We start from the raw sequence: 13,231 nt of genomic DNA, 5'->3' as shown, positions 1-13,231 counted from the left end.
GTTCGTTCGCCCCGTTCGTTCGCCCGTCAGTCCAGCCGCGTCAGCATCCGGTCGCAGAGCCAGCCGACCGCCCTGTGCAGCGCCAGCGTCAGCACCGCGAGCACGATCAAAGTTGCGAACATCAGGTCGATCTTCACCCGGCCGTTGGCAAGCAGCATCAGATAGCCCAGCCCCCCCGCCGCGCCGACCCATTCGCCGACAACCGCGCCGATGGGTGCATAGACGGCGGCCAGCCGCAACCCCGAGACCAGCGACGGGACCGCCGCCGGAACCCGGACCCGCCAGAGCAGCCGCGCCGGACGCGCGCCCATGGTCCGCCCCAGATCGAGCCAGCCCGGCGGGGTTCGCATCAGCCCGTCGAAGAATGCCGAGGCGACGGGAAAATAGATGATCAGCACCGCCATCAGGACCTTGGACCAGATGCCATAGCCCAGCCACAGCGTCAGGATCGGCGCAAGCGCGAATACCGGCAGCGCCTGCGTTGCGATCAGCGCCGGGCGGATCAGGTAGCGCGCGACGGGAGAGACCGCCAGTTGCAGCGCCGTCGCCACCCCCAGCGCCGTGCCCAGAAACAGCCCCAGAAGCACCTCGGCCAGGGTGATCCCCGCGTGCCAGGCGATCAGCGCCCGGTTGTCCCACAGCGCCTCGGCCACCGGCCACGGCCCCGGCAGGATGAACCTTGGCATCCCGCCAAAGCTCACCAGCGCCTGCCAGAGCGCGAGAAACAGCGCCGTCGCGGCAAGCCCCTGCACCGTGCCCCTCATGCGGCCCGGACCCTGAGCGCGGCCAGCAGTCGGGCCTGAAAGGCCAGCGTTTCAGGATCGCCTGCGGGGCGGATGGCGGGCAACACCGGCGGAACCGCTTCGCTCATGCCGGTTTCGTTCATCACAAATACCCGGTCGCCCAGACGCGCCGCCTCGCCCGGATCGTGTGTCACCAGCAGGACGGTGCGGCCGGCGAGCGTTTCGGCGGCCAGTTCCTGCATGTCGGCCCGCGTTCGCGCATCGAGCGCCGAAAACGGCTCGTCGAGCAGCACGACCGGGCGATCCTCCATCAGCGTTCGGGCCAGCGCCACGCGCTGGCGCTGGCCGCCGGAAAGCTGCGCGGGGCGCTTGCGCGTGTGACCGCTCAGGCCGAGCCGCGCGATCAGCGCCTCGGCGTCGCCCGTCCGGGGCTGTTCGCCCCGCAGCCGCGCGCCCAGCGTCACGTTACCCAGCACGTCGAGCCATGGCATCAGCAGGTCGGTCTGCGCCATATAGGCCACGCGCCCGGCCACCGGCGCGCCGTCGCCGGCTACAACCGCGCCGTCGAAGGCTACGCCTGTTTCAAGCCCGGCGATCAGCCGCAGGATGGTTGTCTTGCCACAGCCCGAGGGCCCGAGCAGGCACGACCACCGCCCCGCGTCGATCGTCAGCGCAACCTCCGGAAACAACCGGACCGCGCCGAACCGCGCCGAACCGGTCAGCATGATGGACGGGGCGACGGTCACGGCCGGAACGCCGATACACGCGATGCGGCCGCCATCGCATCGCCGTGGCCGGAGGCGTTCATTGCGCCCCCAGATCAACAGCGATCCGGGCGACGGGCCGGGTGCCCTCGATCAGACCGGCTTCGGCGAGGAAGCTCTCGAACCTCGCGTAGCGCCCGGCGTCCAGCCCGGCCGGCGACAGCGAGAAGCGCGGCCAGGTATCGCCCCAGGCCATGGCGTTCAGATCGTCGCGCAACTCCGGCGCCGTGGCCGAAAACGCCTCCCATGCCGCATCGGGGTGGTTGACGATGTAATGGGTCGCCCGTTCGGTTGCCGCCAGAAACCGCCGCAGCTTGTCGCGGTCCATCAGATCGGGGTTCGCCACATAGATCAGTTCGTCATAGGGCGGCAGCCCCTCTTCTTCGAGATAGAAGCAGCGCCCCGGCCTGCCCTCGATCCGCATCTGGTTCAGTTCGAAATTGCGGAAGGCACCGATCACAGCATCCACCTGCCCGGCCAGCAGCGCCGGCGACAGCGACCAGTTGACATTGACCAGTTCCACATCGTCCAGCGTCAGCCCCGCATTGCCGAGGACCTTCTGCAGAAGCGCCTCCTCGACACCCGCCACCGAATAACCGATCCGGCGCCCCTTCAGGTCGGCGACCGAACCGACCGGGCCATCGTCCAGAACGGCGAGACAGTTCAGCGGCGTTCCGATCAGGGTTCCGACACGGATCAGCGGCAGCCCGTTCGCCACCGCCATGTGAAGCTGGTACTGGTAGTCGATGGCCAGATCGGCCCTGCCGGCAGCGGCCATCTTGGGCGGATCGGCGGGATCCGACGGTGCGACGACCCGGACCGCAAGCCCTTCGTCGGCGAAATAGCCCAGTTCCTGCGCCAGAACGATCGGAGCATGATCGGGGTTCACATACCAGTCGAGCATCACGGTCATTTCGTCCTGTGCCAGCGCGGGAATTGCGGCCAGCAGGACAAAGGCAAACGGCAGTATACGCATGGGGTGTCTCCCTAGGGTCGGCGGCGGCTCAGGCCACCGGCCAGAGCGCGTGAAAGTGGTGGGTGGGCCCGTGTCCGTGCCCGATATCGAGATCGTCGGCGGCGGCAAGCGCCCCGGAAAGCCAGGTCTTCGCATTGCTGACCGCCTGCGGCAACGGATGCCCCTTTGCCAGTTCCGCCGCGATCGCGGCGGACAGGGTGCAGCCGGTGCCATGGGTGTTGCGTGTTTCGATGCGCGGCGCATGAAACCATGCGACCAGATCGCCGGCAATCAGCAGATCGGGGCTTTCCGCCCCTTCAAGATGCCCGCCCTTGAGCAGGACCGCAGGCCCCAGCGCCGCGAGTTCCCGCGCCTGCGCAACCATCTGCTCGCGCGTCGTCGCGGGCTCCGTGCCCAGCAGGGCGGCAGCCTCGGGCAGGTTCGGGGTCAGCAGCGTCGCCACCGGCAGCAGGTCGGCCTTCAGCGCTGCCACCGCATCGGCCGGCAACAGCGGATGGCCGCCCTTGGCCACCATCACCGGATCCAGCACCACCGGGCCGGGATAGCACGCCAGCACGCCGGCAACCGCGCTGGCCACGCCGGCGCCCGCTATCATGCCGATCTTGATCGCATCGACACGGATATCGTCGAAGATCGCCCCGATCTGCCGGGCGACAAAGGCGGGCGGTACCGGATGTACGCCACTGACCCCGCAGGTGTTCTGCGCCGTCAGCGCCGTCAGCGCCGCCATGCCATAGACCCCCCGCGCCGAAAACGTCTTCAGGTCGGCCTGAACGCCCGCACCGCCCGACGGGTCCGAACCCGCGATCGACAGGGCCGTCGCAACGCTCATGCCCTTGCCTCCCGCACTGCTGCAACCAGTTCGCGCGCCGCAACCTCGGGGTCGGGCTGGCCGCATATGGCCGAGACCACCGCCAGCCCCGCCGCACCCGCCCCGATCACCGCGGTGGCATGCCGGGCCGAAAGGCCGCCGATCGCCACCGCCGGAACCGGGCACAGCGCCACCATGCGGGCCAGCCCGCCGATACCTATCGGGCGGGCATGGTCGGGCTTGGTCGGCGTGCCAAAGACCGGGCCGGCCCCGACCAGATCGACCACCGCCGGATCGACGGCACGGACATGCGCCTCGGTCTCGACCGACACGCCCAGCACCATGTCGGGGCCTATCCGCGCACGGGCTGCGGCCGCGCCGGTATCGCCCTGCCCCACATGCAGCCCGTCGGCCGCCAGCGCCACGGCGGCCTCCATATCGTCGTTGATCACCAGCTTCGCCCCGGTTCCGGCAAGCGCCGCCTGCAAGGCGCGGCCGGTCGCGATTCGCTCGGCCGTGCTCGCTGTCTTGTGGCGCAGCTGGATAATGCCCACGCCGCCGGCAACCGCCTTTTGCGCCGTTGCGACCATCCCGACGGAAGCACACAGCACCGGGTCGAGCACCAGATAGGCCGAAAGATCCCAGCCCGCCCTCATGCCGGCTGCACCCGGCCGTTGCCGAGCGCTTCGGGCGGTACCGCCGACAGGGCGTCGAGGAAGGCCGGCATGAAGCTGCCGGGACCGGGGCTTGCTGCCGCCATGTCACCTGCCGCCGCAAAATGCGCAAGCGCCGCCACCGTCGCATCGAACCTGTCCGAAACCGCCGCCGCATAGGCGCCGATCAGGCAGGTCAGCGCGCAGCCGGTCGCCGTGACGCGCGGCATCAGGGGCGAGCCGCCGGCGATCCGCACCGAACGGGCACCGTCGGTGACGAAATCGACCGCGCCGGTTACGGCGACGACCGCACCGGACCGCGCGGCCAGATCGCGCGCCGCCGCCTCGGCTGCGGCCACGCTGTCGCCGGCATCGACCCCCTTGCCCGCGCTCGACAACCCGGCGACGGCGAGGATTTCCGAGGCGTTGCCCCGCACCACATCGGGGCGCAGGCCCATCAGCGTCGCCGTCGCCTCGCGCCGGAGCCGGGTGGCGAAACAGGCAACCGGATCGAGCACCCACGGCTTGCCGTTCGCCTTCGCGGAACCGGCCGCCGCGACCATGCCGTCGACCCAGCGCGGCCCCAGCGTGCCGATATTGACCGTCAGCGCCCCGGCGATGGCGGCAAACTCGCCCGATTCCTCGGGGTCCGACACCATCGCGGGCGCTGCTCCCGCCGCCAGCAGCGCATTGGCGGCAAAGTTCATCGCAACGTAGTTGGTAATGCACTGCACCAGTGGCGCGGCATGGCGCATGGCGATCAGGGCGTCTGCGGGGTTGGTCACTTGTCGGCCTCCTCGGGCGAGGGGCCGTTGCGGGACATCGGATGGTGCTGCCAGCCTGTCCCCGACTCCCTCCGCCAGCATCATCTGGTTCAGGTTCAAAGGGTGCTTCTCAGACCGCTGCTGCGGACGCCCCCGTCGATGCACCCTGCTAAATCAGATCGCGACGGCAATGTCACGGCCAATTGTGCCCCGCCGCCGTTCTGCCGGGTGAACCGCCACCGCTCTGCGGTTGACCTTGCCCCTCCGGACGGTCATGGAAGCGAAAAACCGGAGCAGCACCCGTGGCCCAGACCCCGCCCCCCTTTGCCCCATTCGAATGGATGATCGCGTGGCGCTACCTGCGCGCCCGGCGCAGCGAGGGCGGCGTTTCGGTGATGACGTGGATCAGCCTCGTCGGCGTGGCGCTGGCCGTTTTCGCACTGATCGCGACGCTTGCGGTCAGGTCGGGCTTCCGGGCGGAATTTGTCGACACGATTCTTGGCGCCAACGCCCATGTGACGGTCTACAATTCGGTGGTCGTGACCGAAACGGGCCAGTCCGACCGGGTGATCGATGATTATTCCGAAATGGCCGGGCGCCTGCGTGCGGTGCCGGGCGTTACCCGCGTTGCCCCGCTGGTCAAGGGGCAGGTAATGGCGAACTACCAGAGCCAGAACGCGGGCGTCGAGGTCTTCGGTATCGCCGCCGAAGATCTTGCCACCATTCCGCGCATCGCCGACCCGGAACAGCATCTGGGCGATATCGGTCGCTTCGATGAGGGGATCGCGCTCGGCTGGGGGGTGGCGCAACTGCTCGGCGCGCAGGTCGGGGACCGGGTGAAGCTGATCTCGCCCAACGGGGTCAAGACGGCCTTCGGCACCTCGCCGCGCGTCAACGCCTACGAGGTGGTCTATGTCTTCCAGGCGGGGCGCTACGACATCGACCGCACCCGTGTCTACATGCCCTGTGCCGAGGCACAGAGCTATTTCAACCGCGAGGGTGTCGCCGACGAACTCGAGGTCATGGTCGCCGACCCGGACAGGGTGGACGCAATGGCCGGCGACATCCTGCGCGCCGGCGGCGAAAGAACGCTGATCTGGACATGGCGCGACGCCTCGGGCGCCTTTCTCAGGGCGCTGGAGGTCGAGGACAACGTGATGTTCGTGATCCTGTCGATACTGGTTCTGATCGCGGCGATGAACATCGTCTCGGGCCTGATCATGCTGGTCAAGAACAAGGGCCGTGATATCGGCATCCTGCGCACGATGGGGCTCACTCAGGGGTCGGTGATGCGGATATTCTTCATCTGCGGCGCCTCGGTCGGCACGGTCGGCACCATCGCAGGGGTGATCCTCGGCTGTCTCTTCGCACTTTACATCGACCCTATCTTCTCTTTCGTGAACTACGTTTCGGGCGGCGGGGTGTGGGACCCATCGATCCGCGGCATCTACGCGCTGCCGGCGCGGCTCGAAGCGGCCGATGTGCTTTCGGCGGTGGCCCTGTCGCTTGGGCTGTCGTTCGTCGTCACGCTCTTCCCGGCGCGCCGCGCAGCCCGGATGGACCCGGTGGAGGCGCTTCGCTATGAGTGAGACCGTGCTCGAACTCGTCGGGATCGAGAAGACCTACAATATCGGCACGCCCGCCGCCGTCGAGGTTCTGGGCGGTGTCGATCTAGAGGTCGCGGCCGGCGAGGTGGTGGCGCTGGTTGCGCCTTCGGGCGCCGGCAAATCGACCCTGCTGCATATTGCCGGGCTTCTCGACCGGGCCGATGCCGGCCACGTGATCCTCAACGGCCGCGAAACCTCGGCGATGGACGATTCGCGGCGCACGGCGGCACGGCGGCGGGATGTCGGCTTCATCTATCAGTTCCACCACCTGCTGCCCGAATTCTCGGCCGCCGAGAACATCATCCTGCCGCAGCTTGCCAACAATAGCGCACGGGGCGACGCCGACAGCCGCGCGGCGGCGCTTCTGGCCTCGGTCGGTCTCAGCCGGCGTGCCACACACCGCCCCTCGCAATTGTCGGGGGGCGAGCAGCAGCGTGTCGCCTTCTGCCGCGCGCTCGCCAATTCGCCGGCGCTTCTGCTGGCCGACGAACCGACCGGAAACCTCGACCCGGCAACCTCGGAAACCGTGTTCGAGGCACTGATGCACCTTGTGCGCGAGACCGGGCTTGCTGCCCTCATCGCGACTCACAACCTCGATCTCGCCGCGCGGATGGACCGCGTGGTGCGGCTCGACGCCGGCCGGGTGGTGTCGGTTCGCTGACCCATGGCGGAAACCGGCACGTCGCCGGCCCGGACCGGCAGCCGGGTTTCGTGGCGGCATGATGGCACACCCCGCCCCCGGCCGCCCGACTCGCCCTTGCCCGCACGGCGCGCACTGGGTTCACTGCGCGGGGTTGCACATGACGTGCCGCATGGCAGAGAGGAGTTTTCGAGCATGCCCAACCACAAAACGGTGAAGGACTATATCCGGACCATCGCCGACTTTCCGCAGGAAGGGATCATGTTCCGCGATGTGACGACGCTGTTTGCCGATCCGCGCGGGTTGCGCATCGCCGTCGACCAGCTTCTTCACCCCTATGCCGATGTCCCCATCGACTGCGTGGTTGGGCTGGAGGCACGCGGCTTCATCCTCGGCGGCGCCGTCGCGCACCAGCTTTCGGTGGGGTTCGTTCCGGTGCGCAAGAAGGGCAAGCTGCCCGGCCCGGTTATCTCGGAGGCCTATACGCTGGAATACGGCGAGGCGGTGGTAGAGATTCACGACGACGCCATCGAACCCGGCGCGCGGGTGTTGCTGGTCGACGATCTGCTGGCGACGGGCGGCACCGCCGAGGCCGGCATCCGGCTGATCGAGCGGCTGGGCGGCGAAATTATCGGCTGCGCCTTCGTCATCGACCTGCCCGACCTCGGCGGCCGGGCAAAGCTCGAATCCATGGGGATGGACGTGCATGCGCTTTGCGCGTTCGAGGGCGATTGATATCAGCGCCTGGCGCGGAAAGGTGAGCGGGAAGCCGTCGCGGCTTGATACTATTCACTTATCGTATGGCGGTAGGCGGTTAGCCCACAGATACTTTTCCTCGGGATCGGTGGGTGGTTTGCGGTCGGTGCGCGTTGTCCACCTGTTTTCAGGTTCTGAGCCGCCATGTTTCCTTGCCTCAATGAATCCCCAGCCAACCGCCCAAACCGCCATTACGGGGAAGAGGAATATCCACGCCGCAATAAAGGCAACAATTCCAACGAAACCTTGCGCAGCGGCGAGGCCAAGGATTAGGACGGCACCGGTCAATCCTAGCATGAGCGCCGTGAATGCCAGCCAAAGCAAACCCAGGCCAATGACGATTAGGGCGGCTATCCAGAACCAGGATTCCCCGTCCATTACTCAACACACCCCCCGGAACGTCTCTTCCACATTGCCGGTAATCTGCACCCGCCGTCCCACCCTCGGGCGCTGCAATTCCGATACTCGGCCTTGCGTCCTTCAATGCGGTGATTCGTCTCGGCGCGAAGCACCGGACGACAGCCAGACCTCCTGTACCGCCCTGTCCCATCCGAGCGTCAGCGCGCGCTCCGACTGGCAGACCGGCCGCTTCATCAGCGCCGGATGCGCAGACAGAAGCGCGGCAGCCTACGTGCCGCGCTCGGCTTCGCCAAGACTGCGCCAGGCCGTCGACCGCCGGTTCACCAGGTCAGCCCCGAATGCCGCTATCAGCGGCGCCCATTCGGCAGGCGAAAGCGGCTTGGCGCGCACATCGCGGAAAACGACGGTGAAACCGGCTGTCTCCAGCGCCTTGCGCGCCTTGCGGCAGGTATCGCAGGTCGGAATGCCGTAAAGGATCATGAGCACATTCTCGTCTTCCATCACCGGCGCTTCCGCAATCCACAGCCGCCATGTCGCTCCGGATTCGCCATCCGCTAGATATCTCCGCCTGCAAGCGTCGCAGCGATCCGCCGGGCAAGCTGTTCGGCCACCATCTCCTTGCCCATGCGCGGCCACGCCTCGGCCCCGGCATCGGATATCAGCGTCACCTGATTTTCCGCCCCCCCCATGATCCCGGTACTTTCCGAGACATCGTTGGCGACGATCCAGTCGCAGCCCTTGCGCGCCCGCTTGGCGGTGGCATGTTCGACCACATCGTCCGTCTCGGCAGCAAAACCGACGACAAGCTGCGGCCGTTGCACGGGAAGGCGCGACACCTCGGCCAGAATGTCGGGGTTTTCGGCAAATTCCAGCGCCGGCGGCCGGCCGGTACCGTCCTTCTTCATCTTCCGGTCCGCCGCATTGAGAACGCGCCAGTCGGCCACGGCGGCGGCGAAGACGGCCGCGTCGGCGGGCAGCGCCGCCATCACCGCGTCGCGCATCTGCCGCGCCGTCTCGACCCGCGCCACAACCGCCCCCTGCGGCGGCGGCACGCTCGCCGGGCCGGTGACGAACGTCACCCGCGCACCGAGCCGCATCAGCGCCGCGGCAAGGGCGGTACCCTGCATGCCCGAGGACCGGTTGGCGATGTAACGCACCGGATCGATGGGTTCGTGTGTCGGGCCCGAGGTAACGATCACGTGCCGCCCCGCAAGCGGCCCCGCGCCAAGCGCAGCCTCGATCGCCGCGACGATCTCGGGCACTTCCGCCATGCGGCCGAAGCCGAACTCGCCACAGGCCATCGCCCCCTCGTCCGGCCCGACCGTCAATACACCGTCGCCGCGAAGCGTGGCCAGGTTGCGCCGTGTCGCAGGATGCTCCCACATCCGCACGTTCATCGCCGGCGCAATCAGAACCGGCTTGTCGGTGGCCATGAGCAGGGTCGAGGCCAGATCGCTGGCGTGCCCGTTTGCCATCCTGGCCATCAGGTCGGCGGTCGCGGGCGCCACAACCACCAGATCGGCGGCGCGGCTCAGTTCTATGTGGCCCATTTCGGCCTCGTCCGTCAGGTCGAAAAGCTCGCCATAGACCTTCTCCGCCGCCAGGGCCGAGGCGCTGAGCGGGGTCACGAAATGCCCGGCGGCAGGTGTCAGAACCGGGGTCACGCTCATCCCCCGCTCGCGCAGCCGACGGATCAGGTCGAGCGACTTGTAGGCCGCGATCCCGCCGCCGATGATCAGGAGAATGCGCGCTGCCATGATCCGCCTCCGCTTTGCCCGTGCCCAGACTTAGGCAGCCCGGCCCCGCCTGGCAAGCGATCACCCCGCACCGTCTAGCTCTTGCTGAACACCGCGCAGGGATCTTCGCGCTCGGCGGCGGGGGTGATGAGCCAGGCATCGAAGGGCGGCGCGGGTTCGGCGCTTTCCTCGAACTGGCCGAGCGAGAAAAGCGCCAGCCCGGGCCGCGCGGCCAGCAGGTAACGGGGCATCCCCCAGTCCCGGCGCGCGTGGCCGTTGCCGGTGATCACCGCTACCGGGCCGCCGGTTTCCTCCAGCGCCCTCAGCACCACGGCGCTGAAGCGGGCATCGCGCAGTCGTTGTGCCTCGACCATGCCGGGCAGCATCTCTTCAGGAAGCGCATTGCAATGGGCCTCGCGCTGCAGGTCTTCGCGGAGCGCCTGTTCGCCGGCCGGCAACGGGCCGAGCGGAAAGACCGGCTCACCCGTCCCGTACGCCACGGCCGCCGAGTCGCGCATGGCCACGGACAGCTCCTCGCGCGGAATGGCGGCACCGTAGACCAGCGCGTCGGTTGCAAGGAAAAGCGGATGATAGAGGGCAAAATCCGGCCATCCGCCCTTGTCCCAGTTCAACGCCGTCGCCAGCGCGACCGCATCGGACCGCTCGGCCCGGTTGACGGTCGCGGCCTGCTCGGGGGTCAGCATCTCGTAAACGACGGCGGCAGGCGCAAGCGCGACCAGCGCCAGGGCCTGGTTGCGGTGATGGGCGGGATTGTCGTGCACTTCGCCCAGTATCGCCACCTCGGCGCCCCGGACGTCCAGATCGGAAACCGCCGCAAGCTCGCCCGCCGTGACAGGTGCCGCAGCAAGAACAATCGCCATAATGAGCGCCGGATGATTCATGCGACAACCGCTACAGGCTGCCCGTCCGGGCCGCCAGCCGAATCCGACACGGGCCGGCGCGCGGGGTTCTTTTCGCCCGCACACTCTGGTAGGCAGGCGACATCCGATGGCGGTTGTGGAGCCCCGATGACCCCCGCGCTTACCCTCGTGCTCGGTGGAGCGAGTTCCGGCAAATCGGCCTGGGCCGAACAACTGGTCCGGTCGTTCGGGCTGCCCTGTCTCTATCTGGCGACGGCCCGGCCCCACGATGCTGAAATGGCGGCGAAAATCGCCGAGCATCGCGCGCGTCGCGGCGAAGGGTGGCAGACGGTCGAGGCACCCGACGGGCTGGCCGAAGCGCTGCGCGCCGCACCGCCCGACCACGCCATCCTGCTCGATTGCCTCACCATATGGCTGAGCAACCGCCTGCTTGCCGACGCCGACCTCGCGGCCGAAACCGCCGATCTGCTGGATGCAATGACGGGCCGTGCCGCGCCTCTTGTGGCGGTCTCCAACGAGGTCGGACAGGGAATCGTGCCCGACAATGCGCTCGCCCGGCGCTTTCGCACCCTTCAGGGGCGGCTCAATTGCGAAATCGCCGCGCGTTCCGGACTGGTGGTTGCGGTGATGGCCGGCCTGCCCCTGGCGCTCAGGGGCAACCTGCCCGCCGGTGCGCCATGAGTACGCTCTGGTGGGTGCGCCACGGGCCCACGCACCGGCGCGAGATGATCGGCTGGACCGATGCGCCCGCCGACCTGTCGGACCACGCGGCGCTGGCGCGGCTGGCCGATTTTCTGCCCTGCAACGCCGTGGTCGTATCCTCGGACCTGTCTCGTGCCATTGCCACCGCCGATGCGATTGTCCGGGGGCGTTCGCGCTTGCCGCACGAAGCGGATCTGCGCGAACTCCATTTCGGCGACTGGGAGGAAAGGACCTTTGACGAACTCGCCGAAACCGAGCCGGAACTGAGCCGGAAATTCCTCGATCACCCCGGCGACATCCACCCGCCCGGCGGGGAATCGTGGAACATGCTGCGCAGCAGGGTCGACGCTGCGGCAGACCGTCTTGCCGATGCGGGCGACAATATCGTCGTCGTCGCCCATTTCGGCACCATCCTCACGCAGATCCAGCGTGCCATGGGCTGGACGGCGGCGCAGGCCATGCAGACGAAGGTTGACACGCTTTCGGTCACCTGGTTGCACCGCAGCGGGAACAATTGGCTGGCCGAGGGGATCAACCACTGTCCGTAGGCTGTGTTTTTTGGGATCGTATTGAGAGTTAATGGGGCTTTCCCAGGTTTGGCGGTGACCTACTCTCCCACGTCTTGAGACGCAGTATCATCGGCGCGGCGGCACTTAACGGCCGAGTTCGGGATGGGATCGGGTGTTTCACGACGAACACGCATCTACACTCGCCACCGCTGGCAGGTCGAAGGCGCGCACGGCACGGCCAAGACGCTCCACGGACTTGCCAGAGCCATCGTAACCGTCGGGGAAGTGCCGGTAGGGCAGCAGCGGCAGGTTCAGGGTCGAGGCGTGGTCAGCCCCCCAGAGAACTCGATAGCGGCCGCCGGGCAGGGTTGCGGCCTGCGGCGCGATCAGACGGCAGGGTTCCGAGACCATCGGCAGGTCGCCCTCGGCCGGGCAGACATCCGTTCCGCTTTGCGTCGTCAGTTCCAGCCGCAGGCTGTGCCCCGGCGCGACGCCCCATTGCCGCACCGCCAGAAACAGGTCGAAGCGCGTCGGCTCATCCGGGGTCAGGTCGTCGTCCCTCAACAATTCATGCCAGGGCCAGGTGATGGTGTCATCTCCTTCGATCCATGACTTGCCGTCGGCAAGCCGGCTCTGGCTTCGCACCACCGCGCCCATGCTGATGCGCTCTGCGGTGCCATCGGCCGCCACGTCGCAAATACGAACTGCCGCTTTTCATGTCCTTCCCAGAGTATTATCGAAGGAGGACGCAGAGATGCGGACCAAGACGGGCACAATTGTGCCGAAAACAGGCACAAATGCACCCCTTGAAACCGATGTCGCCGACTACCGGGCCGCCATTGCCGCGGCACTTCGGGACGAACTCGGCCTGACGCATCGAGCAGTCAAGACGGCGATGCGGTGGACGGGTGCGAGCGAGCGGACCGTTAAGTACTGGATCGCGGGCGAGCATGGGCCGAGCGGCGAGCATCTGATCGCACTGGCCAGGCACTCGGACATCGTGTTCCACATGGTCCTGATGCTGGCCGATCGGCACGACGACGCGGATTCCGAGTAAGGTCAAGCCGCCACATGGGCGGCGGGGAGGCCAAATTGCTTCACCGCCGCCAGACTTGATGTGTAGTGTTTTTTGGTTATATTGACTACACGCCAAGAATGAGGAGACTTCCATGTCCCGCATCACGACCACGACGACCATGACCGTCCGTCTGAGCGGTGCGCTCAGCGATTTCGTCGCGGCCAATGTCGGCGAGAACGGCTCTTACGAGAACATCAGCGAATACGTGCGCGACCTGATCCGGCGAGACAAGGAGCGGGCCGAGCAGGAGG

General features: G+C 67.5%; 16 protein-coding genes, 1 rRNA gene, 2 pseudogenes and 1 riboswitch. Of the genes and pseudogenes, 7 read left to right on the top strand and 12 right to left on the bottom strand.

Translation table 11 applies throughout. The features are described from left to right. Positions 1 to 26 precede the first annotated feature (26 nt). Genes ACK5IR_RS13115 through thiM form a run of 6 tightly spaced genes read right to left on the bottom strand, consistent with a single transcriptional unit; the run spans position 27 to position 4,732 of the window. Positions 27 to 764, bottom strand: coding sequence for an ABC transporter permease (locus ACK5IR_RS13115; protein ID WP_416929621.1), 738 nt, complete (start codon positions 762 to 764; stop codon positions 27 to 29). Next, positions 761 to 1,489 carry an ABC transporter ATP-binding protein gene (locus tag ACK5IR_RS13110; RefSeq protein ID WP_416929620.1) on the bottom strand — a complete coding sequence of 243 codons (729 nt, stop codon included), beginning with the start codon at positions 1,487 to 1,489 and terminating at the stop codon, positions 761 to 763. The genes ACK5IR_RS13115 and ACK5IR_RS13110 overlap by 4 nt, the downstream gene beginning before the upstream one ends. Before the next feature lie 58 nt (positions 1,490 to 1,547). Further along, complete coding sequence (locus ACK5IR_RS13105) at positions 1,548 to 2,483, bottom strand: ABC transporter substrate-binding protein (protein ID WP_416929619.1); 936 nt, start codon at positions 2,481 to 2,483, stop codon at positions 1,548 to 1,550. A 28-nt stretch (positions 2,484 to 2,511) separates the two neighbouring features. Continuing rightward, positions 2,512 to 3,315, bottom strand: coding sequence for a bifunctional hydroxymethylpyrimidine kinase/phosphomethylpyrimidine kinase (gene thiD, locus ACK5IR_RS13100; protein ID WP_416929617.1), 804 nt, complete (start codon positions 3,313 to 3,315; stop codon positions 2,512 to 2,514). Further along, positions 3,312 to 3,950: a thiamine phosphate synthase gene (gene thiE, locus ACK5IR_RS13095; RefSeq protein WP_416929615.1), complete on the bottom strand. Its 639-nt coding sequence runs from the start codon at positions 3,948 to 3,950 to the stop codon at positions 3,312 to 3,314. Before thiE ends, thiD begins: the two co-directional genes overlap by 4 nt. Next, a complete protein-coding gene (thiM, locus tag ACK5IR_RS13090) occupies positions 3,947 to 4,732 on the bottom strand; it encodes a hydroxyethylthiazole kinase (RefSeq protein WP_416929613.1) in 786 nt (261 codons plus the stop codon). The genes thiE and thiM overlap by 4 nt, the downstream gene beginning before the upstream one ends. Positions 4,733 to 4,781: 49 nt before the next feature. Then, a riboswitch (TPP riboswitch) is annotated at positions 4,782 to 4,876 on the bottom strand. A gap of 137 nt (positions 4,877 to 5,013) precedes the next feature. Here thiM and ACK5IR_RS13085 point away from each other — a divergent pair. The 3 genes from ACK5IR_RS13085 (at position 5,014) to ACK5IR_RS13075 (ending at position 7,693) form a co-directional block, all read left to right on the top strand. After that, positions 5,014 to 6,300, top strand: coding sequence for a lipoprotein-releasing ABC transporter permease subunit (locus tag ACK5IR_RS13085; protein WP_416929611.1), 1,287 nt, complete (start codon positions 5,014 to 5,016; stop codon positions 6,298 to 6,300). Continuing rightward, entirely contained in the window at positions 6,293 to 6,979 is a 687-nt protein-coding gene (locus ACK5IR_RS13080; protein ID WP_416929609.1) for an ABC transporter ATP-binding protein, read from the top strand. Before ACK5IR_RS13085 ends, ACK5IR_RS13080 begins: the two co-directional genes overlap by 8 nt. A gap of 174 nt (positions 6,980 to 7,153) precedes the next feature. Continuing rightward, entirely contained in the window at positions 7,154 to 7,693 is a 540-nt protein-coding gene (locus ACK5IR_RS13075; protein WP_416929607.1) for an adenine phosphoribosyltransferase, read from the top strand. Positions 7,694 to 7,747: 54 nt separating this feature from the next. Here the strand turns inward: ACK5IR_RS13075 and ACK5IR_RS13070 are convergent, their stop codons facing one another. The 4 genes from ACK5IR_RS13070 to ACK5IR_RS13055 form a co-directional block, all read right to left on the bottom strand. After that, a complete protein-coding gene (locus ACK5IR_RS13070) occupies positions 7,748 to 8,092 on the bottom strand; it encodes a hypothetical protein (protein WP_416929605.1) in 345 nt (114 codons plus the stop codon). A gap of 249 nt (positions 8,093 to 8,341) precedes the next feature. Continuing rightward, positions 8,342 to 8,575: an arsenate reductase family protein gene (locus ACK5IR_RS13065; RefSeq protein ID WP_416929603.1), complete on the bottom strand. Its 234-nt coding sequence runs from the start codon at positions 8,573 to 8,575 to the stop codon at positions 8,342 to 8,344. 53 nt (positions 8,576 to 8,628) lie between these two features. Further along, a complete protein-coding gene (gene coaBC, locus ACK5IR_RS13060) occupies positions 8,629 to 9,831 on the bottom strand; it encodes a bifunctional phosphopantothenoylcysteine decarboxylase/phosphopantothenate--cysteine ligase CoaBC (protein ID WP_416929601.1) in 1,203 nt (400 codons plus the stop codon). A 74-nt stretch (positions 9,832 to 9,905) separates the two neighbouring features. Next, a complete protein-coding gene (locus ACK5IR_RS13055) occupies positions 9,906 to 10,691 on the bottom strand; it encodes a ChaN family lipoprotein (protein WP_416929599.1) in 786 nt (261 codons plus the stop codon). A 147-nt stretch (positions 10,692 to 10,838) separates the two neighbouring features. Here ACK5IR_RS13055 and cobU point away from each other — a divergent pair, with 147 nt between their 5' ends. Together cobU and ACK5IR_RS13045 are read left to right on the top strand one after the other, a co-directional pair. Then, positions 10,839 to 11,372: a bifunctional adenosylcobinamide kinase/adenosylcobinamide-phosphate guanylyltransferase gene (gene cobU / locus ACK5IR_RS13050; RefSeq protein WP_416929597.1), complete on the top strand. Its 534-nt coding sequence runs from the start codon at positions 10,839 to 10,841 to the stop codon at positions 11,370 to 11,372. Continuing rightward, complete coding sequence (locus tag ACK5IR_RS13045; RefSeq protein WP_416929595.1) at positions 11,369 to 11,941, top strand: histidine phosphatase family protein; 573 nt, start codon at positions 11,369 to 11,371, stop codon at positions 11,939 to 11,941. The genes cobU and ACK5IR_RS13045 overlap by 4 nt, the downstream gene beginning before the upstream one ends. A 46-nt stretch (positions 11,942 to 11,987) precedes the next feature. Here the strand turns inward: ACK5IR_RS13045 and rrf are convergent. Both rrf and ACK5IR_RS13035 read right to left on the bottom strand, forming a co-directional pair. Further along, a 5S ribosomal RNA gene (rrf, locus tag ACK5IR_RS13040) occupies positions 11,988 to 12,096 on the bottom strand. 265 nt (positions 12,097 to 12,361) lie between these two features. After that, positions 12,362 to 12,601 (bottom strand): annotated as a pseudogene (locus ACK5IR_RS13035) (CocE/NonD family hydrolase C-terminal non-catalytic domain-containing protein); the annotation flags it as partial. Positions 12,602 to 12,656: 55 nt separating this feature from the next. Between ACK5IR_RS13035 and ACK5IR_RS13030 the strand changes: the two are divergent. Then, positions 12,657 to 12,959, top strand: coding sequence for a helix-turn-helix domain-containing protein (locus ACK5IR_RS13030; RefSeq protein WP_416929593.1), 303 nt, complete (start codon positions 12,657 to 12,659; stop codon positions 12,957 to 12,959). 121 nt (positions 12,960 to 13,080) lie between these two features. Then, positions 13,081 to 13,231: pseudogene (locus tag ACK5IR_RS13025) on the top strand (addiction module antitoxin); the annotation flags it as partial.

It is taken from the genome of Tropicimonas sp., from assembly GCF_047971885.1.
GTDB lineage: Bacteria > Pseudomonadota > Alphaproteobacteria > Rhodobacterales > Rhodobacteraceae > Tropicimonas.
Note: the sequence above shows the minus strand (reverse complement) of the source record. Positions and strands in the feature narration are given on the sequence as shown.